Raw genomic sequence first — 19,461 nt, 5'->3', positions numbered from 1 at the left:
ATTTTTAGCAAGGATGTATTAACCGGGCGCCATGAATAGCCGGGTGCCTGTTAGAGCGATGAGTGGCTCAATCATAGCATCGAGGACACCAATGCCAGTCATCTCATTTGCCAATGCCAAGGGCGGCGCAGGTAAAACCACCGCAGCTCTATTGCTTGCCACAGAACTTGCCCATCAGGGTTACCGGATCTGTATTCTCGATGCCGATCCGCAACGCTGGATTACCCAATGGTCGGAAGCCGCGGGGTTGCAGCACAATATTGAAGTCATTTCCGAAGTCAGCGTTGGGTCGTTGCAGGGCCATATCCGGGAAGGCCGCAAAACGGCTGACTACGTTATCATCGATCTGGCCGGTGCGCGTGACGCCATCGTCACCATGGCGATCGGGCTTTCCGACCATGTGATGATCCCTGTTCAGGGCTGTGCGATGGATGCCAAGGGAGCCGCCCAGATCCTTGACCTGATCGAGCAGATGCGGATCGCCGGTAATCTTGTCATCCCGCATTCGGTGGTTCTGACACGGGTTGCCTCGATGGTGACGACACGGGCACTTCTCGCCATCAAGGGCCTGTTGGCGGCGCGTGGGGTAAATGTCATCAATACTCCGATTGCCGAGCGCAACGCCTTCCGCGACATTTTTGAAACCGGCGGCACGGTCTATTCGATGGACCCGGCCAAGGTCAGCAATTTGGATAAGGCGCAGGACAATTCGCGCGCCTTTGCTGCTGAGGTCGTGCATCTGCTTCCGGTAAAAGTGGTGCGCAGCCTACGCCCGCGCCTTTTGCGGCTGATCGGTGATGCCGCCTGAGACTTGTAATTGATAGAAGCCACATAAAAACGCCCCGCTACGATAACCGCGGCGGGGCGTTTTCTTGTGCTTAAAATTGACTACTATCAGTCCACGAATTCCACAGTGACGCCCGGCTGTACCATCTTGGCGAGTTCCGTTGCATCCCAATTGGTCAGGCGGATACAGCCATGGCTCTGGGTGCGGCCGATCTTCGAGGGTTCCGGTGTGCCGTGGATGCCGTAGGTGGGCTTGGACAAGGCAATCCAGACGGTACCAACAGGACCATTCGGGCCTGGCGGAATATTCAGCACCTTGTCATTGGCACCCTGCTGGAAATTGACCTTCGGATTATAGGTATAGCCTGGATCGAAAGCGACGCGCTGCACTTGCACCGTGCCGGACGGCGATGGCGTATCGTTAGAGCCGATGCTGGCCGGATAGGCGGTAATCAGTTGGCCATCCTCACCATACGCCAGAACCTGTTTGCGGCCTTTGTCGGCAACGATGCGGGCAACCCGTCCGCTATGAGGCTGGCCGATGCTGACCACTTTGACCGTGCTGCCGGGAACAGTGAAATCCACACCTGGATTGAGCGCTTTCAGATAGCCCTCATCCATGTGGAATTTCTCAGCCAGCATTTCTGTGGTGGATGTATAGCCAAGCGACGGCATCGCAGCCTTCTGGCTATAATCCTCAGGGATTTCCGCCACATACGGACCAGCGGCATCGGCGGCGGTCAGCGTGTAGCTGGTGAAGGGCAGGCCGCCATTCATCCGCAGCCGCTCCATGATGGCGTCGGTGTCGGTAGGGTTCAGCGTCTCGCCGGTCTTTTGCTGCCAGGCTTCCAGCGCCTTTTGCACATTCATGCCCATATGGCCGTCGATAGCGCCCGGCGAAAACCCCTCGCGGGCAAGAAAGACCTGAAGTGCTGTGATTTCCGGCTTGGCCTTGCCGCTGCTACCAAGCGTCGACGGCGCTGCGGTCGATGGGGACGCAGGCCGTGCCAGGGCATCGTCGCTCACTGACGGATCGTGGTTGACGTTTTGTGGGTAGCCCTGATCAAGGGATTGGCGCTCAACGGGTTGGTCCCCGGGAATGCCGCCAGTCGCCATGTCCTCATCGTCATAGCCGCCGCCGGAAGGAGCTGGCGGATAATAATCATTGGGATAACGATTGCGGTCGGCGCGGCCATACACCATGTCGGCAGGCATTTCCGTGGCGATCAGATTGCCGGAGCGGTCAATCAAAACCGTGCGGCCCATGCGGTCGCGGCTGATCATCACCGAGCCTTGTTCGGGTACGAAATCCAGAACTTCTCCTGAGGGCGTAATCAGCACGGTATTCGCGTTCTGCCCCGTATAGGGGCTGCGCGCCAGCGCGGGCTGCGACACGGTTGAGAGAAGCGCGACGACGATGAGACCAGTTTTCCAAAGCGGCTGCACGGGTGATCTTTCCGGTTGGTTTCTTGCATAACGCCCCAAACCCTATCCGGTTCAGGGGAAATCGAGGCGCTCGCGCCAAAGCATGGACAATTGCTTATCATGCGCTGAGACACCGTAATTTTGACGCTAATATGGAAAAATGAAAACGAAGTGAAGAAACTGTTAAACCCGTGCGCACCGCTCCAGATGGACGCCCCAGCCAAGCTTGAAGGAATCGTTGCATAAACAACGTGCTAGCGAACGATAGGGTGAACGACGTGAATACATCAGTCCATCAAAATTAACAGAATTTTACACGGGAAAATCATAGGCTACCGCGTTTTTACACGGTTTAGGACATGGCATAGGCCGCTATCAGCGCGGTAATGCTGGGCGGATTGTAGGAGGAGACGAATCATGAAGCTACAGGCAGCCAAGGGTCCAATCGTTGAACTGGACCAGACATCGGTTCTGGATATTCGCACATTGATCATCGATGGTGTCGATCTGTCGCCGCATCGGGCCATCCCTGATGATGGCGATCCGCGCATTGACCATTCCCTGGAAGGCTTTCTTTTCACCTGCGGCCCTGACCATATCCGTCACCCGGAACCGTTTGGCGATGGCAGCGGTCGTCGCTATCCGCTGCATGGTTCGTTTTCATCACATCCGGCTACGATCCTTCATCAGAGCGATAGCGAGTGCCGGGCTGAAATTCCGGTGCGCCATGCCGATGGCGGCCAGTCGCTTCTGGAGCGCCATTGGCGCATCGATGCGCAAACCGGTGCTGTCGCGCTCCGCGACCGGATTACCAATACTGGCCATGCGCCGTTTCCCGCCATGTTGATGTATCACATGAATGTCGCCGCTAAACTGTTCGATGATGCAGTGCGAATGGAAGGAGCAATGCTGGACGACGGCGGTTTCGGCTGGCGTTTCGGCGCGGAACCGGGCGGGGTGTTCTGCGTTGCCGCCAGCGGCGACACGGCGGGAGCGGATGGCTGGACAGAGTTTCGGCTCGGCCCAATCGCCTCGGTTGGTGGGTTGACGCTGGTGGTGCGTTTTGACACGGCAAGCCTGCCCTTCCTGCAAATCTGGCGCAACCAGCAGGCGCCTGCCAATGTCGTAGGCATCGAGCCGGTCTCGCACCGCTGGGTTGGACGCGACGATCTCGCCAAGGGCGGCGAACTCGACATGCTGGCGCCCGGCGAGAGCCGTGAATTCGGACTGGATTTCTTCTTCATGTGAAATCGGGCGCGTCTGGAATCCGCTTGCAGCGTTGACGCCCCGGTATCCACATCGTAAATGTTTGGCCGGTTTCGATTAAGCCGGTTTTGAAAAGGATGCGACGATGAATATCAGGCCGATCAACGAGGAATATTCCGTCAGCGGTCAGATCAGTCTCGATGATCTGGATGATATCAAGGCGCTGGGTTTCAAATCCATCGTTTGCCATCGTCCGGATGGCGAAGAGCCCGGCCAGCCGGATTTTGCCGCTATTGCTGCGCGGGCCGAAGAACTTGGGCTTGCCATCCGCCATATTCCGGTTGGCCCGATGGGTGTCACGCCGGATGCCGTCGCCGCCATGGTTGACGCGCTTGATGATCTGGAGCGCCCGATGCTCGGCTATTGCCGTTCCGGCGCCCGCTCTACGGCGACCTACGAACACAGCCTGCGCCAGCGCTAAGCGTTCAAAAAACCTGCCCACGCTGCGGCAAAGTCCGCAGCGTTTTCGTGTTTCATAACCTCAAGGAGATAGTCCATGTCCATCAAGCGTATCGAGCCCGGCAAGCGTATGAGCGGTGCTGTCGTTCACGGCAATACCGTCTATCTGGCTGGCCAGGTCGGCGAAGGCACTGGTGTCACGGAACAGTCGAAATCGGCGCTGGCCGAAGTGGATCGCCTGCTGGCGGCTGCCGGTTCTGACAAGTCGAAGATCCTGCAAACCATCATCTACCTCTCCGACATGTCCACCTTCGCCGAAATGAACGCTGTCTGGGAAAGCTGGATCGACCCTGCCAACCCACCAGCCCGCGCCACCAGCGAAGCTGCTTTGGCAACGCCGGATTACAAGGTCGAGTTCATCGTGACGGCTGCGATTTAAGGGGCTTTTACAAGCCGCTTAGGGGCTGTAGCTAATGCCTTAAAGTCTTTAGATGGACGCTTCTGCTTCTACACGAGGCAAAAGTGTCCTTCTTAAATCGTAGCACTCCATCATGCCTTTGTTGCAAAAGGAGATGCAGTTGTCAGTTTTTGTTGATCCTAAAACCCGTTTTTTTCTGAAGATAGGGACTTTTGTATCTTCAGCCTTGTGTGCACTTATTCCTTACGGATATTATTCCAGGTGTGAATCAGAAAGCCCGTTTACAATTTTATCAGTTTATTCAATTTATTTTTATGTTTTGATTTTTTATCTTTTTTCCTCTTTGATGGTCGAATATTTTAATAAAGGATATTTATTTTTAATTACCGATGTTATTTTCGCTGTTTTTATTGTTAAACATGTTGTTTTCATCGAAATACTCATGCCTTTGGTGTATGGAGTTTTGTCCGAAATATTTGGAAATATAGGGGATTCGCTGACGGGCAGAGGTCCATGCAATGCCGACGTCGTATTCCATTATCAGTGGGGCTATCTCTTCTATGTTCTTGCAGTTAGCAGTTTCTTTTTATCGACGATTCTGGGTTTAATTGTATTCTTATCCGATCGGCGACATGAAAAGCATTGATCACCTACTGTTTGGATTAGCCCTTTTGGAGATGTCTAATTCGGTGTTTAAGTGCTTTTCCTTGCGGTGAGGAGATTTCACGCCTAACTGATTTTATCGGCGGATAACATTATGGCTTCCTTACTGAATTCCAGGGTTAACTTACTTCTTAGATTTTTTGCGCTGTGTGCGTTCGTACTGTCTGTTTACTACCCACAAGGTTATTACGAGACTTGTCATCTGACCGCGGATATCTCTTGGTTTCAGGAAAATTCTTTCTTATTTTATGGTGTATTATTGTATCTTCTGACCTCATTTGTTTCTGCTATTTTAAAATATGAAACGTGGCTTTTGATACCTGACCTATGTTTTCTAATGGCTCTTATGTATTATTTTTTATTCAACTTTGTAACGGGGTCGATTTTGCACGGCGGAGCCAACCTCATTTTAGATTATTTTTTCAGCTCTCTTTTCAATATCCTTACGCAGGATGTCGCCTGCGGTAGGGATGTGGGCTTACATTATGAAAACGGATATTTGTTCTATATTGCGTTTATCATCAGCTTTTCGCTATCCGCGCTGCTCGGTTTGCTTCTTGTTCTCAAACGGCCACGGGAACACCAGCAGTAGCTGAAGTGGTTTCTGCCTGTGTTCCCGTGTGACCGCTTCCGTCCTCAGCTTTTCTCACGAATTTGAGTCAAGGTGCGGGTCGGCGTAATTGCTTCCGCGTCCAGCTTGATTTCGATGATCGATGGCTTGCCTGAGGCCCGTGCGCGCTGAAACGCCGCCGCGAAATCCTCAGTCTTTTCCACCAGCTCTCCATGTCCGCCATAGGCCTGCGCAAAGGCCTTGAAATCCGGGTTGACCAGATCGGTTGCGCTGACGCGGCCTGGGTAGTCGCGCTCCTGATGCATGCGGATGGTGCCATAGGTGCTGTTGTTGATCAGCAAAACGATAATCGGCAGATTATAGCGCACGGCGGTGATGAATTCCTGCCCGTGCATCATGAAGCAGCCGTCACCGGCAAAGCAGATCACGTCGCGTTCGGGAAACTGCGCCTTGGCAGCGACGGCAGCGGGCAGGCCGTAGCCCATCGAGCCGGAGGTGGGAGCCGCCTGTGTGTTGTAGCCCTGAAAGCGATGGAAGCGGTGTAGCCATGTGGCGTAATTGCCGGCGCCATTGGTGAAGATAGCGTCTTTCGCGGTATTGGCTTCGATCCACTCCATGATCGGTCCCATCTGCACCGTGCCGGGGCCAGTCTTGGGCGGGGTGGACCAGGTCAGATAATGAGCGTGCATGGCTTTTGTCCGCTCGGCCCAAACTGGCGAGGCGGGTGCTTTTAGATCAGTCAAAGCGGCGACAAAATCCTTCGGGCTGGCGCAGATCGCCAGATCAGGGCGATAGACGCGACCAAGCTCCGACGGGTCGGGATAGACATGCACCAGCTTCTGTTTGGGGTAGGGGATGTCCATCAGCGTGTAGGATGACGATGGCATTTCTGAAAAACGACCGCCCAGCAACAGGATCAGATCGGCGTCCTTCACCTCTTTCGCAAGCGCCGGATTGATGCCGATGCCGACATCGCCCGCGTAATTAGGGTGCAGATGATCAAACAGCATCTGGCGGCGGAAGGAGCAGCCGACCGGCAGTTTCCACTGTGCGGCAAAATCTTCAAACGCCTTCACTGAGGCCTCGTCCCAGCGGGTGCCGCCGAGGATGACCAGCGGACGCTCCGCCTTCTCCAGCATTGCGCCAAGCGCGGCAATCTGGCTAGGGCCGGGATGCGCGTCCACCGGCATATAGGGGCGGGCGTCTGGCGCATCCGCCTCTTCCACCAGCACATCTTCCGGCAGGGTCAGCACCACGGGGCCGGGACGGCCCGATGTGGCCACGGCAAAGGCGCGACTGACAAATTCCGGGATGCGGGCGACGTCATCGATCTCGCCGACCCATTTGGCAAATTCGGTAAAGGCGCGGCGATATTCCACCTCCTGAAAGGCCTCGCGTTCGCGCATGTCGCGTGCGACCTGGCCAATGAACAGGATCATCGGCACCGAATCCTGCCGGGCGATATGCAGGCCCGCCGAAGCATTGGTGGCGCCTGGACCGCGCGTCACCATGCAAATGCCGGGCTCGCCAGTGAGACGCCCCCAGCAATCGGCCATCATCGCCGCGCCGCCTTCCTGGCGGCAGACGACGGTTTCAATCTGGCTATCGACCAGCGCATCCAGCACCGCCAGATAGCTTTCGCCCGGCACGCAGGCAACGCGCTTGACGCCATTGGCCTTCAGGGCTTCAACGATCAATTGTCCGCCGGTTCTTTTCATGTAGCGATCCTTGGATGGGTTGGGCCGAAATTAAGGTTGTGGCGGCCCGCTGCTGTCGGAAATAGGCCGGGATGCGTGTTTGCGCTCCCGCCAGATGATGGTGAGGCCGGAGCCGATGATGATGGCGATGCCCAGCCATTTCAGCGCATCCGGCAGGTCATGGAAGACCAGCCAGCCAAACAGGGTGGCGGTGACGATTTCCAGATATTGCAGCGGTGCGAGCATCGAGGGTGGTGCTGCGCGATAGGCAAACACGCCCAGCACACCGCCGACGGCGGCAGTGGCCCCGGTACAGACAAGCCATATCGTGCCGGTGAGGTCCGGCTGGACCAGCGCGAACATGGTAAGGTTCATTGCTTGGCCTATGGCGATCATGATGGTGCAAAACACCATAGCCCAGCAGCCGGTTTCCACCTGCATAACAAACGGGTCCTGATGGCGTGACAATAGCCGCGTCAGGATTGCAAAAATGGCGATGCAAAAGGCCGTAATGATCGGCAGGAAGGCCACGGCACCGACTTCCTGGAAACTGGGCTGCACCACCAACATGGCGCCGATAAACCCGACGCCACAGGCGAGGTAGCGTTGCCAGCCGATTTTTTCTTTGAGGATGATGCCGCTCAAGATGGTCAGGATGATCGGCTCGACGAAAAAGATTGCCACGGCATCCGCCACTTCCATGGTGCGCAACGCGGTAACAAAGGTCAGCATCGACAGGCAGAGCACCCCGCCACGCACCATATGCAGGCGGGTGTTGGACCAGGATAGTTTCGGCCATGTGCGGCGTATTATCAGCACGGGAAGCATGAAAAGGATCTGAAAGAAAAACCGCGCAAGGCTGATTTCGGCAGCAGGCATGGTTTGCGTTGCCAGCTTGGAAAACACATCCACCAGTGGCGTGATCAGCACCGACAGGACCATCATGCCAAGTCCGAACGTGACGCCGGAGAAAAACGGCGTTTGGCTGGATGTGCCTGACGTGGCACGCGGTGGAGTGGACATGCGGGATTGTCTCGCTTTTGATCGTCTGTCTATACCGTCCATAATGCCAGACGGCACGTGACTTTCTGTTATAGGGTCATTCCAAACCAGAATGAACTGCCGTTAGGCCCAGCGCTTTTCGCGCCCAATCCCGAAACGCCGCCATGGCCTCGTCACGACCAATTTCGTTCAGCGTTTCGTGCCGCATGGCAGGATAAAGGGTCAGGGTGACATCGGTTAGACCGGATTGCCGCAGGCGATGATCCAACGCGCGGGTTGCCTCGCCGCCTTTGGTGGCCGGGTCCTGCCCGCCGCCGACCAGATGAATGGGCAGGTCGGTCCGCAGCCGGGCAAGGCGGGGCAGGGTGGCGGTCTGAGCCGTCAGGTCAAGCACGTCCATCCATAGGGAATTGCTGGCCTGAAACCGGCAGAGCGGGTCATTGGCGTAGAGATCGACTTCCGAGCCGTCGTGGCTCAGCCAATCGAACAAAGTGCGTCTTCCCGACACCGCCTTGCCCCAGGCCTCGAAGGTTGCCTTGGCCATCAGCAGGCTTGGCACGTCAGAGCCTTTCAAGGCCCGCTCGATCTTTAGAACCAGTCGGGCGAACCGGGTCTCGATGCCGTTGTTGAAATTGGAATTCCACACCGCCAGCGCCTGAAAGCTTTCCGGGAACTCCGTGGCGGTGCGCAGCGCGATCAGCCCGCCCATGGAATGACCGAACAGCAGAACCGGCAGGCCGGGATGGTTGGCAATGGCCAGGTCGCGGATTGCCTTGGCGTCTTCGATCACCAGCGAAACGCCATTCCTTCGCGCAAAGCGGCCCAGCGGCGCATCCGGGGCCTGGGTTTCTCCGTGTCCACGGTGGTCATGGGCGTAAACGTGAAAGCCCGATGCGGCCATGAAGACGGCAAAGCGGCGATAGCGGCGTGAATGTTCGATCAGCCCATGATTGATGAGCAGAATTGCCTGCGCATCCGTTGCCTGATGGTGGTGATAGGCGATCCGGGCACCATCCGGCCTTTGCAGGTAAAGCGTTTCGTCAAACATGCCGTCCTCCCGATAGTGCCGAACGCGAATGGTATATCGCGAGTCTCAATCCGCTCCGCCCCGAAAAATGACGTGATTTTGCAGCCAAGTGCAATTGCTGAAAGGCAGGTTCATGCCGTTATTCAAGGTTGCAAGCCTGTTTCAACCGTTCCATGAAGACCTTAAGCGATTCGGTGGAGAGAACATCATGAAGCATTTTCACTATCTGGGTCTGGCTGCGGCAGTCTTTCTGACCTGTCCTCCGTCTTTCGCCGCGGAAAAAGGCAGGACGACCAGCATTCTGGCCGTCAGTTGGCAGCCGGGTTTTTGCGAGACCAAGCCGGACAAGCCGGAATGCAAGAGCCAGACGGCGGATCGTTATGATGCCAGCCATTTTACCCTGCATGGTCTTTGGCCGATGCGCCAGAACTATTGCGGCGTCGCGCAGGCCGATATCGATACCGATAAGAAAAGCCGCTGGACGGATCTGCCGGAAGTGAAGTTGTCTGCCTCGACCCGCCAAGTGCTGGACAGGGTCATGCCCGGCACGCAGTCATCATTGGAACGGCATGAATGGATCAAGCATGGTACCTGCACCGGTCTTAATCAACAAGACTATTTTGCCGAGGCGATCGCGCTGATCGAGACCCTGAACGGTTCGGCGGTCAACGGTCTGTTTGCTGCCAATGTGGGCAAGGCGGTGACCCAGGAAGATGTACAGACGGCGTTTGATGCCAGCTTTGGTCCGGGCGCTGGACGGCGGGTAAAAATGAGCTGCGAACAAGACGGCAACAGACGGATTGTGACGGAATTGACGATAGGTCTTGGGGATGGCGATGCCGGGACGCCGCTACAGGAGCGCATCCAGGCGGCAGGCTCAACCAAGTTTGATTGCAACCAGGGTATTGTCGATCCGGTTGGGCTGCAATGAGCCTGCTTTGAGAGCGAATAGTGCGCCCGCATCCTATCCCGTAAACAGGGTAAGACCTGAAGGAATTGCGCGGGCGGCATTGCCCCGGCTTGCGGTTTCGCCTACATAGCGGGCAATTCCATTTACCCGTGCGGAGCATTTTACCGATGGCACGTCAGTTCATCTACCACATGTCCGGGCTTAACAAAGCCTATGGCGCCAAGAAGATCCTTGAGAACGTCAACCTGTCTTTCTATCCAGATGCCAAGATCGGTATTCTCGGCCCGAACGGTGCCGGTAAATCGACGGTTCTGCGCATTATCGCCGGTCTCGACAAGGAATATACCGGTGAAGCCTGGCTCGCCGAAGGCGCGACCATGGGCTATCTGGAACAGGAACCGAAGCTGAACCCTGATAAGACCGTGTTCGAAAACGTCATGGAAGGCGTTGCCTCCAAGACCGCCGTCCTCGACCGTTACAACGAGTTGATGATGAATTACTCGGATGAGACGGCTGACGAGGGCGCAAAGCTTCAGGATATCATCGATAGCCAGAACCTTTGGGATCTGGAAAATCAGGTCGAAATGGCCATGGATGCGCTGCGTTGCCCTCCGGGCGACAGCGATGTGACCAGCCTTTCCGGTGGTGAGCGTCGCCGCGTGGCACTCTGCAAGCTGCTGCTGTCAAAGCCCGACCTGCTGCTGCTCGACGAACCAACCAACCATCTGGACGCAGAAACCATCGGCTGGCTGGAAAACCATCTGCGGGAATATCCCGGCTCCGTGCTGATGATTACCCACGATCGCTACTTCCTCGACAATGTCACGGGCTGGATTCTTGAACTCGACCGTGGCCGTGGCATCCCTTACGAAGGCAATTACTCGGCCTATCTGCAAGCCAAGGCCAAGCGCCTGATGCAGGAAAGCCGCGAAGATGCGTCGCGCCAGAAGGCGCTGTCGCGCGAGCAGGAATGGATCGCTTCCAGCCCCAAGGCCCGTCAGGCCAAGTCCAAGGCGCGTATCAAGTCCTATGAGCAACTGGTGGAAGCGGCTGAAAAGCAGCGTCCCGGCGATGCGCAAATCATCATTCCGGTCAGCGAACGGCTCGGCCAGGTGGTTATCGAGCTGGACGGGATTTCCAAATCCTACGGCGACCGTCTGCTGATCGACAATCTGAGCCTGAAACTGCCACCAGGCGGTATCGTTGGCGTGATCGGCCCGAACGGTGCCGGTAAGACGACGCTGTTTCGGATGATCACCGGCCAGGAAACCCCAGATTCAGGCACGGTCAAAGTCGGCGATAGCGTGCAGCTTGGTTATGTCGACCAGAGCCGCGATACGTTGGCTGCCGACAAGACGGTCTGGGAGGAAATTTCCGGTGGGGCCGAAATCATCAAGCTCGGCAAATTCGACATGAACTCCCGCGCCTATTGCGGCGCCTTCAACTTCAAGGGCGGCGACCAGCAACAGAAGGTCGGCAATCTCTCCGGCGGTCAGCGCAACCGCGTGCATCTGGCCAAGATGCTGAAGGCTGGCGGCAATGTTCTGCTGCTCGACGAACCGACCAACGACCTCGATACCGAAACGCTCGGCGCGCTGGAAAATGCGCTGGAAAGCTTTGCCGGCTGCGCGATCATCATCTCGCATGACCGCATGTTCCTTGACCGTCTGGCCACCCATATTCTCGCCTTCGAAGGCGACAGCCACGTGGAATGGTTCGAAGGCAATTTCGAGGACTACGAAAAGGACAAGATCCGCCGGTTGGGTGCCGAAAGCGTCAACCCGAAGCGCGTCAGCTACAAGCGCCTGACCCGGTAATTGTGATTATTGGCAACCCTGAGGTGTTTTTTCATCTCAGGGTTGTTTATCGGATATCGTAATTTTAACAGTATATTAGTTGTTTACGTGATGAAATTCATCCAGGGGTTTAGTGCCTTTGGGGGGATTATGTTTTCTATACGGAACGTTCTGGTTTCAGTTTTTCTTATTATTAGCATTGCCTTGGGCGCTATGGTGTCGCGATCGCTCTATGTCGCTTACAACCAGTTCGGTGTGTTCCGCGATGTTGCAAAACTGACGGCGGTTAATAAGGCGCTGTTTGATTTTCTGTTGAATTACCGCCTGGAACGCGGCCATACCAACACCGTCTTTATGACAAGCCCGGAAAAGGCTGGAACGACTGCGAAGGATGTTCCTGTCGATCGCCAGAAGGTCGACACGGCTATGAAGGATTTTACCGCAGCGGTCACCGTTGTCGGTACGCCAGAATTCGCGGCGATGTTGAACAAGATCAAAGGACATTACGACACGATTGTCTCGATGCGCCAACCGCTTGACGCGCAGTTTTCCCTTCCTCTGGAAAGTCGCAATAAGGAGTTGAATACAAAGCAGCTTTCGTATGGCGATAGTGTGCTTGATGATCTCGAAAAAAGCTCGGTTTTCACCGAATCCGCCATTCGTACGCTGGATAACAGCCTGACAGATCTTTTGCAGGTCAGGACCAATGCATGGGTAACCCGCTCAGCGGCTGGAGCGGAAAACATCCTGCTCAACAAGGCTATCGCTCTACAGACACCTCTCGCTATGCCTGATGTTCTTGAGGTTGCGAACCAACATTCAAAAATCATCACCGGCTGGCTTCAGGTTCGCGCTCTCGTCAATCATTCGACGATGCCGGAAGAATTGAAACAGGCGCTTAGCAAGGCTGAGTCAGTCTATTTTGGTGGCTCATTCGCGGATATGCGCGATACCCTCTACAAAAAAGTCGTTGCTCGCGAACCAACTGATTTGACGCTGGATCAATGGTTGTCTCCGAGTTCCAAAGCGCAAGCCAGCATAGCCGATGTCGTGGTTACGGCCATGAAGGTTGTGAATGATAAAGCGAATTCGTTGGCTAACGCCGCATTCTCCTTGGTTATTTTGTATAGCGCCTTGCTGGTTGGCTCAATCCTCCTGACCATTGCAGGCATGGCGATTGTCGTAAGACGCGTTGTTGCTCCCATTGGCACTCTCACACAGTCCATGCGAGCCCTTGCCGATGGCGATACGCAGAAAAATATCCCCTTCACCATCCGTCAGGATGAAGTGGGAGCCATGGCCCGCTCGGTTGAGATTTTCCGGGAAGCCGCCATTCGTAACAAGCAGCTTGAATCTGAAACCGAAGAGATGCGGCACCGCGGTGAGCTTGAACGCATTGAAGTTCAGCGCGTTGCGGAAGCGGAGGCCGAGGAGCGTCTGAACCGCGCGACGGGTTCGCTTGCAGCCGGGTTGAAGCGCTTGGCGTCAGGGGATATGCTCTGTGAAATCCGCGAGGAATTCGCTCCCCGGTTTGAAGCGCTTCGCCATGATTTCAACCGCTCTGTCGAGCAATTGCGAACTGCTTTGCTGGACGTCGGCAGTGCAGCGCATGCGGTGCGCAATGGCAGCGGGGAAATCTCCCAGGCGTCCGACAATCTGTCAAAGCGGACGGAACAGCAGGCGGCCTCCCTTGAGCAAACCGCCGCCGCACTTGAGCAGATTACCGTTAATGTCAGGGCAACGTCGCAACGCACGAGCGATGCGCGAGATCTGGTGCGCAATACGCGCACGCGCGCCGAACACTCCGGGGCGGTGGTAGGCAATGCGGTCACTGCCATGGAGCGTATCGAAGAGGCCTCCTCAAAGATTACCCAGATCATCAGCGTCATCGATGAGATCGCGTTCCAGACCAATCTCCTGGCGCTCAACGCGGGCGTCGAGGCAGCGCGCGCCGGGGAGGCCGGTAAGGGTTTTGCCGTCGTTGCCCAGGAAGTACGCGAGCTTGCGCAGCGTTCCGCCAATGCGGCCAAGGAAATCAAGGCGCTGATTGCCAATTCGGAAGTGGCAGTCGGCGATGGCGTTAGGCTTGTGAACGATACCGGCAAGGGCCTGAGCGAAATCGCCGAACTCGTGCAGGCCATCAATGCGCATATGGATGCCATCGCGACGGCGGCGCAGGAACAGTCGGTCGGTCTTAGCGAAGTCAATACCGCCGTCAATCACATGGACCATGCCACCCAACAGAACGCGGCCATGGTAGAGGAAATGAGCGCGGCGGGGGCGGGCCTTGCCAGTGAAGCAACCAGGCTTGCCGACCTGTTGGCAAATTTCGAGACGGGCGGGCAAAAGGCTGGTTTGTCTCTCGCCTCGACAGGTGGCGTGCAGCGCTCCACCCGACCGGCTGCGGCAGCCCCGGCCCGTACGGAGCGGCAGCCAGCCAGCCTCACGCGAGCCAGCCGACCGGTAGCAATTCAGAGCCGAGGTAACGCCGCCGTTGCCGTTTCAAAGGATGCCTGGGAAGAATTCTAAACCCCTCTCCAACACAGAAAAGCCTGCACCGCTCAGGTGGGGGCTTTTTTGTTCAAGGTGAGGACTGGCCCGATGCCTTGCCCGCCGCTTGAGAGAATTGTGCTCGAAAAATTTCAAGGGCATTTTTCGATTTATATGACGCAAAGCTTATTATCCTTGCGATTAATAAAGAAAAAAACATCTCCAAGTTGATTCCGTTTGTTGTAATTTACTTACGGAAAAATAACAAATTTCTCGCAAATTGACAATCAATATGAGCGTTTGTTGCCCCGTGCAGCAAATTCTGTAATTTTTGGGGGGTATTTATGCGAATTATTTCGGCTTTGCCGTTTAAGGTGCTTTTGACGAGCCTTGGGATCGTGCCTTTATTGGCAGCGATTGTGCTGGGTGCGATCCTGAGCTGGGAGGCCTGGGAAAACTATACGAAAACGTCCAAGGCCGTGACTCTGGAGCAACTGGCACGGGCCGGGGGCAATCTGTTGTTGGTCATGCCCCTGGAGGGCGCGGCGCCGCCGGCAGCCAGGACAGAGGCGCGGGCAACATCGGATGCGGCCTATGCGAAGGTGGTGAGCGCCTATGACGACGCCATCTCCGCTGGCTATGATGATGCAATCCTGAACGGCCTGAAGAACCGGCTTGTTGATTCTTTCGCCAAGATCGGCGAATTCCGGTCCGCTGTCGATGCCGATCGCGTTGACCCGATCATGCCGCTGAAATATCTCCAGCCTATTTCCGCCATGGGAATGGAATTGGCCGGCCGTGCTGCCAATCTCGTTGATGATCGCCTCCTGTCGCAAGGCATCCAGGGCTATTATTCCTTGTTGCAGGTCAACGATTCCTATCTGATCATCAACCGGATCGGCCAGGTTTATACCCAAAAAGGCACGCTTTCTCCAGAAGAGTCGGCCCGTTTCCATGCTGGTTTCAATAAGGCCATGATCTACTTGAAGCCGATGCAGCAATTCCTGCCCAAGCCGTTGAACGATCAGTACGACCAGTTCTGGCGGGGAAGCGATGTCGCGCCTGTCCAGAACGCCGTAGATGCGATGGCCGTGGGTCGTACCTATACCCCCGCCACAGGCGATCTCGACACCTGGAACACCATCATGGCCAAGCGACGGGATTTCGTTGCCAACCTGATCAAATCCACGTCGCAAGATCTGGGCGAATTTGCCGATGCGCAGCTGTCGGACGCTCGTAACTCCCTCTATTTCATGGTGACGGCCCTCGGCATCCTGGTTTTGGTCACCGCGCTGTTCAGCATTTCGGTCCTGCGGATTCTTTCGAATGCCATTCGCCGGATATCGGGCCGGATGACCGGCCTGGCCGAGGGAGACAAGGCTAGCGCTATTCCCTATCTCGACCGCAAAGATGAGATTGGCGATATCGCCCACTCCGTCGAAGTGTTCCGCCAGGCAGCACTTCGCAACGATGAATTGGAACGGTCGGCTCAGGAAAACCGCCGTGTTGCCGAGATCGAGCGCGAAGAAATGCAGGCCAAGGCCGAGGCGGAGGCAAACGAACGTCTCGCCCGCGCCACCGGGGCCTTGGCCGCTGGGCTCCGCCAGCTGGCGGCGGGTGATTTGCTCTGCGAAATCCAGGAGCAATTTGCGCCGCAATTCGAGGCGTTGAGGCATGACTTCAATACATCGGTCAACCAGCTGCGGTCCGTTCTGATTTCCGTCGGCATATCCGCGACTGGCGTGCGTAACGGCAGCGGTGAAATTTCCGATGCGTCCAATGATCTTTCCAAGCGGACCGAAACCCAGGCGGCCTCACTGGAGCAGACAGCCGCGGCTCTGGAGGAAATCACCGCCAATGTGAAGGCGACCTCGCTGCGAACCGGCCAGGCCCGTGATCTTGTTCGGGATGCTCGCGGCCGTGCCGACAAGTCCAGCAACGTGGTCGGCAATGCGGTGACCGCGATGGGCCGGATCGAGAATGCGTCTCGGCAGATTGTCCAGATCATTGGCGTGATCGATGAAATCGCGTTCCAGACCAACCTCCTGGCGCTCAATGCCGGTGTTGAGGCAGCGCGCGCTGGAGAAGCGGGCAAGGGCTTTGCTGTCGTTGCTCAGGAAGTACGCGAGCTTGCCCAACGTTCCGCCAATGCGGCAAAGGAAATCAAACAGCTGATCGGAAATTCTGAAGTTGCGGTTTCCGAGGGAGTCAAGCTGGTCCACGATACCGGTGAGGGCCTGGGTGCCATCGCGCAGGTGGTCGAGGAGATCAATGCACATATGGATGCCATCGCGACAGCCGCCCAGGAGCAATCGGTGGGGCTTGGCGAAGTCAATGTCGCCGTCAATCATATGGATCAGGCCACGCAACAGAATGCCGCAATGGTCGAAGAGATGAATGCTGCCGGTGCAGGGCTTGCCGATGAAGCAGCCAAGCTCTCGGAACTGCTGGCGAATTTCAAGACAGGCCACCAGAACTCCGGTCGTGCTACGATCTCCTCCGGACGGGCGGATTTCGCGCGCCAGCGGGTCGCCTAGAGTTCGTCAGGGAAAATCCAACCGATTTTTCCGAAAAGACAAACGATGCCGAGATACCGAGCCTGTTTGGTTCAGCACGCAGGGCTTTGAATACCGCCGGTGGCACTCGTCACCGGCGGATTTTTGTTGATTCACTGTGCCGCAAGGATGGGCAACGGCAATTTGGGGCTTGCGAAAACTCCACGCATCACATAAAGATATGTTTATATCTTGATTGACGGAAGCGGCATGAGCATGTCTTTTACATTGGACGGTCTGGTCGATCTTCTCAAGGCGGCAGGTGAACCGACCCGCCTGCGTCTGTTGGCGCTTCTGGCGGCGGGAGATCTGACCGTATCTGACCTGACCGACATTCTCGGTCAATCCCAGCCGCGTATCTCGCGCCATCTCAAGCTTCTGGCTGAGGCGGAATTGGTGGATCGTTACCAGGAAGGTGCCTGGGCCTATTTTCGTTTGAAGCAGGAGGGGGCGGCGGGCGATCTCGCGCGTCATCTGCTGGCGGTTGCTTCCACGTCCGATCCTGTTTTGGCGCGTGACGGCGAGCGGCTTGGAGCGGTCAAACGGGCGCGGGCGGAAAAGGCACAGGCCTATTTCAGTCGCAATGCCGCTGAATGGGACGAGTTGCGCCGGCTGCATATCAATGACCGCGAGGTCGAAGATGCACTGGTGAAGCTGATCGGCGAAGACACAGTCGAGGCTTTGCTGGATCTTGGCACCGGGACCGGGCGTATCCTGCAATTGCTGGAAAGCCGCTATCACCGGGCGGTGGGTATCGATGCCAGCCGCGACATGCTGGCGGTTGCCCGGGTCAATCTCGACAAGGCTGGTGTGGCCAAGGCTGCCGTACGCCAAGGGGATATTCTCAATCTGCCGCTTGATGGTGGCGAGTTCGATGTGGTGATCATTCATCAGGTGCTGCATTTCCTGGTGGAGCCGGAGCTGGCGCTGAACGAGGCGGCGCGTATGCTGAAGCCCGGCGGTCGGCTGGTGATCATCGATCTCGCACCGCATAAGCTGGAGCATTTGCGCGAAGATCATGCGCATGTGCGGCTGGGCTTTTCCCATCAGTTGATGGCGGGCTGGCTCGTCAAGACCGGTTTTGACGTCACAAACGCAATCGATATTGCGCCGAACCATAGGGATGGGGAGGCGCTTACAGCAACAATCTGGCTGGCGACCTATGGTCAAGCCACAGCATCCGTGGCGCAACAGGCCGCGCGGGCGGGAGTTTACTGATGGCACACACATCGTCCAAAAGAGATCAGGCACGGCCCTTCAAGCTGTCCTTTGAATTCTTTCCGCCGAAATCCGAGGAGATGGAAGCTCAGCTCTGGGCAACGGTCGATGAGCTGACCGGCTGGGCGCCGGAATTCGTCTCGGTTACCTACGGTGCTGGTGGCACCACCAAGGCGCCGACCCTGGCCGCTGTGCGCCGCTTGCTGGCGGAAACGCCACTCGCCACCGCATCGCATCTCACATGCGTCGGTGCGACACGCGAGGAAATCGCCCAGGTGGTTGAAGACTTTCGTGCGGTTGGCGTCAAGCATTTCGTGGCGCTGCGTGGCGATCCACCGACCGGTGTCGGTTCGGCCTATCAACCCCATCCGGGTGGTTTTGAGAATGCGGCAGCCTTGGTGAAGGGCCTGAAAGAGCTTGGAGATTTTGAGATCTCTGTCTCCGCCTATCCGGAAAAGCATCCGGAAAGCGCCGATCTCGCCATGGATCTCGACATGTTGAAACGCAAGGTCGACAATGGTGCGACCCGGGCGCTCACCCAATTTTTCTTCGATAACGATATTTTCGAACGCTATCTCGACAAGGTACGGGCCGCCGGGATCAGCATTCCTATCGTGCCGGGCATCATGCCGATCCTCAACCTCACCCAGTTGAAGCGCTTTGCTGGAATGTGCGGCACATCCGTTCCCGCCATGCTGGACCAGCGTTTCGAAGGGCTGGACGACAAACCCACTGAGCGCGCCAGTGTCGCTGCGGCACTGGCTGCCGAGCAGATCGCCGACCTGCAGGCGCGCGGTATCGACGAATTCCATATCTATACGATGAACCGGGCCCCGCTGGTCAATGCCACGCTGGAACGGCTGGGATTGCAGCGCTCTGATACCGCAGCCGCCGACCGGGCAGGGGTTGTGGCGTAAAGCGTGCAACAATTTTGCGATAACGATAAAGCAAAAACGCCAAGTGTGAGAGGTTCGCCCGAGCGCGATGTTTAAGCACGGTGACGAGTGCGGCTGTCCGCATACGTCATGCGCTCATGAGCCGGATCGACTGCTCAACTGTCTCGCTCAATAAAAACCGCCGTGCGCCATCGAGGGCGCACGGCGTTTTTAGCATCGTTGATGATGAAAAGTGTCATGGCGGTCCATGCCGCCGCCGCATACGGTGTTGGAGTTGTTGTCGTCCTCAGATGAAAAGCATCGCTGCGACAAAAAGAAACGCTACTCCGACTGCCAGGATGT

The 19,461-nt window shown here is 56.6% G+C and carries 16 protein-coding genes; 12 read left to right on the top strand and 4 right to left on the bottom strand.

Features of this window, described 5'->3' with window-relative positions; genetic code table 11:
- Positions 1 to 91 precede the first annotated feature (91 nt).
- The gene (locus tag AVCG78_RS09825; protein WP_015916544.1) at positions 92 to 808 is read left to right on the top strand and encodes a ParA family protein; all 717 of its coding nucleotides are present in this window, start codon (positions 92 to 94) and stop codon (positions 806 to 808) included.
- 86 nt (positions 809 to 894) lie between these two features.
- On the opposite strand, the gene AVCG78_RS09820 is transcribed toward AVCG78_RS09825, so the two are convergent.
- Entirely contained in the window at positions 895 to 2,232 is a 1,338-nt protein-coding gene (locus AVCG78_RS09820; RefSeq protein WP_071204848.1) for a L,D-transpeptidase family protein, read from the bottom strand.
- Between the two features lie 393 nt (positions 2,233 to 2,625).
- On the opposite strand from AVCG78_RS09820, the gene AVCG78_RS09815 reads away from it, so the two are divergent.
- The 5 genes from AVCG78_RS09815 to AVCG78_RS09795 all read left to right on the top strand — a co-directional run bounded on the left by AVCG78_RS09815 (position 2,626) and on the right by AVCG78_RS09795 (position 5,549).
- The gene (locus AVCG78_RS09815) at positions 2,626 to 3,459 is read left to right on the top strand and encodes an aldose 1-epimerase family protein (protein ID WP_071204849.1); all 834 of its coding nucleotides are present in this window, start codon (positions 2,626 to 2,628) and stop codon (positions 3,457 to 3,459) included.
- A gap of 103 nt (positions 3,460 to 3,562) precedes the next feature.
- Entirely contained in the window at positions 3,563 to 3,898 is a 336-nt protein-coding gene (locus AVCG78_RS09810; RefSeq protein WP_015916541.1) for a TIGR01244 family sulfur transferase, read from the top strand.
- Positions 3,899 to 3,973: 75 nt separating this feature from the next.
- Positions 3,974 to 4,315: a RidA family protein gene (locus AVCG78_RS09805; RefSeq protein WP_071204851.1), complete on the top strand. Its 342-nt coding sequence runs from the start codon at positions 3,974 to 3,976 to the stop codon at positions 4,313 to 4,315.
- Between the two features lie 139 nt (positions 4,316 to 4,454).
- Positions 4,455 to 4,940, top strand: a complete 486-nt coding sequence (locus AVCG78_RS09800; RefSeq protein ID WP_143049401.1) for a hypothetical protein — start codon at positions 4,455 to 4,457, stop codon at positions 4,938 to 4,940.
- Positions 4,941 to 5,051: 111 nt separating this feature from the next.
- Entirely contained in the window at positions 5,052 to 5,549 is a 498-nt protein-coding gene (locus AVCG78_RS09795; protein ID WP_071206479.1) for a hypothetical protein, read from the top strand.
- Between the two features lie 44 nt (positions 5,550 to 5,593).
- Here the strand turns inward: AVCG78_RS09795 and AVCG78_RS09790 are convergent, their stop codons facing one another.
- From AVCG78_RS09790 to AVCG78_RS09780, 3 genes are all read right to left on the bottom strand, one after another.
- Positions 5,594 to 7,246 carry a thiamine pyrophosphate-binding protein gene (locus AVCG78_RS09790; protein ID WP_071584893.1) on the bottom strand — a complete coding sequence of 551 codons (1,653 nt, stop codon included), beginning with the start codon at positions 7,244 to 7,246 and terminating at the stop codon, positions 5,594 to 5,596.
- 30 nt (positions 7,247 to 7,276) lie between these two features.
- Positions 7,277 to 8,248: a DMT family transporter gene (locus AVCG78_RS09785; RefSeq protein ID WP_071206482.1), complete on the bottom strand. Its 972-nt coding sequence runs from the start codon at positions 8,246 to 8,248 to the stop codon at positions 7,277 to 7,279.
- Between the two features lie 76 nt (positions 8,249 to 8,324).
- Positions 8,325 to 9,275, bottom strand: a complete 951-nt coding sequence (locus AVCG78_RS09780) for an alpha/beta hydrolase (protein WP_071206484.1) — start codon at positions 9,273 to 9,275, stop codon at positions 8,325 to 8,327.
- A gap of 187 nt (positions 9,276 to 9,462) precedes the next feature.
- Here AVCG78_RS09780 and AVCG78_RS09775 point away from each other — a divergent pair, with 187 nt between their 5' ends.
- The 6 genes from AVCG78_RS09775 to metF all read left to right on the top strand — a co-directional run bounded on the left by AVCG78_RS09775 (position 9,463) and on the right by metF (position 19,140).
- Entirely contained in the window at positions 9,463 to 10,185 is a 723-nt protein-coding gene (locus AVCG78_RS09775; RefSeq protein WP_071206600.1) for a ribonuclease T2 family protein, read from the top strand.
- A 146-nt stretch (positions 10,186 to 10,331) separates the two neighbouring features.
- A complete protein-coding gene (gene ettA / locus AVCG78_RS09770; protein ID WP_071206486.1) occupies positions 10,332 to 11,981 on the top strand; it encodes an energy-dependent translational throttle protein EttA in 1,650 nt (549 codons plus the stop codon).
- A gap of 129 nt (positions 11,982 to 12,110) precedes the next feature.
- Positions 12,111 to 14,489 (top strand): methyl-accepting chemotaxis protein, encoded by a 2,379-nt coding sequence (locus tag AVCG78_RS09765; RefSeq protein WP_081355392.1) that lies wholly within the window; start codon positions 12,111 to 12,113, stop codon positions 14,487 to 14,489.
- Between the two features lie 305 nt (positions 14,490 to 14,794).
- Complete coding sequence (locus tag AVCG78_RS09760; RefSeq protein ID WP_071206488.1) at positions 14,795 to 16,987, top strand: methyl-accepting chemotaxis protein; 2,193 nt, start codon at positions 14,795 to 14,797, stop codon at positions 16,985 to 16,987.
- Positions 16,988 to 17,221: 234 nt separating this feature from the next.
- Positions 17,222 to 18,223, top strand: coding sequence for an ArsR/SmtB family transcription factor (locus tag AVCG78_RS09755; RefSeq protein ID WP_071206604.1), 1,002 nt, complete (start codon positions 17,222 to 17,224; stop codon positions 18,221 to 18,223).
- Positions 18,223 to 19,140, top strand: coding sequence for a methylenetetrahydrofolate reductase [NAD(P)H] (metF, locus tag AVCG78_RS09750; RefSeq protein WP_015916529.1), 918 nt, complete (start codon positions 18,223 to 18,225; stop codon positions 19,138 to 19,140). The genes AVCG78_RS09755 and metF overlap by 1 nt, the downstream gene beginning before the upstream one ends.
- The last annotated feature ends 321 nt before the right edge of the window (positions 19,141 to 19,461 follow it).

The sequence above is a fragment of the Gillisella vitis genome (assembly GCF_021559775.1).
GTDB lineage: Bacteria > Pseudomonadota > Alphaproteobacteria > Rhizobiales > Rhizobiaceae > Allorhizobium > Allorhizobium ampelinum.
This window is presented reverse-complemented; position numbering and strand designations above follow the sequence as displayed.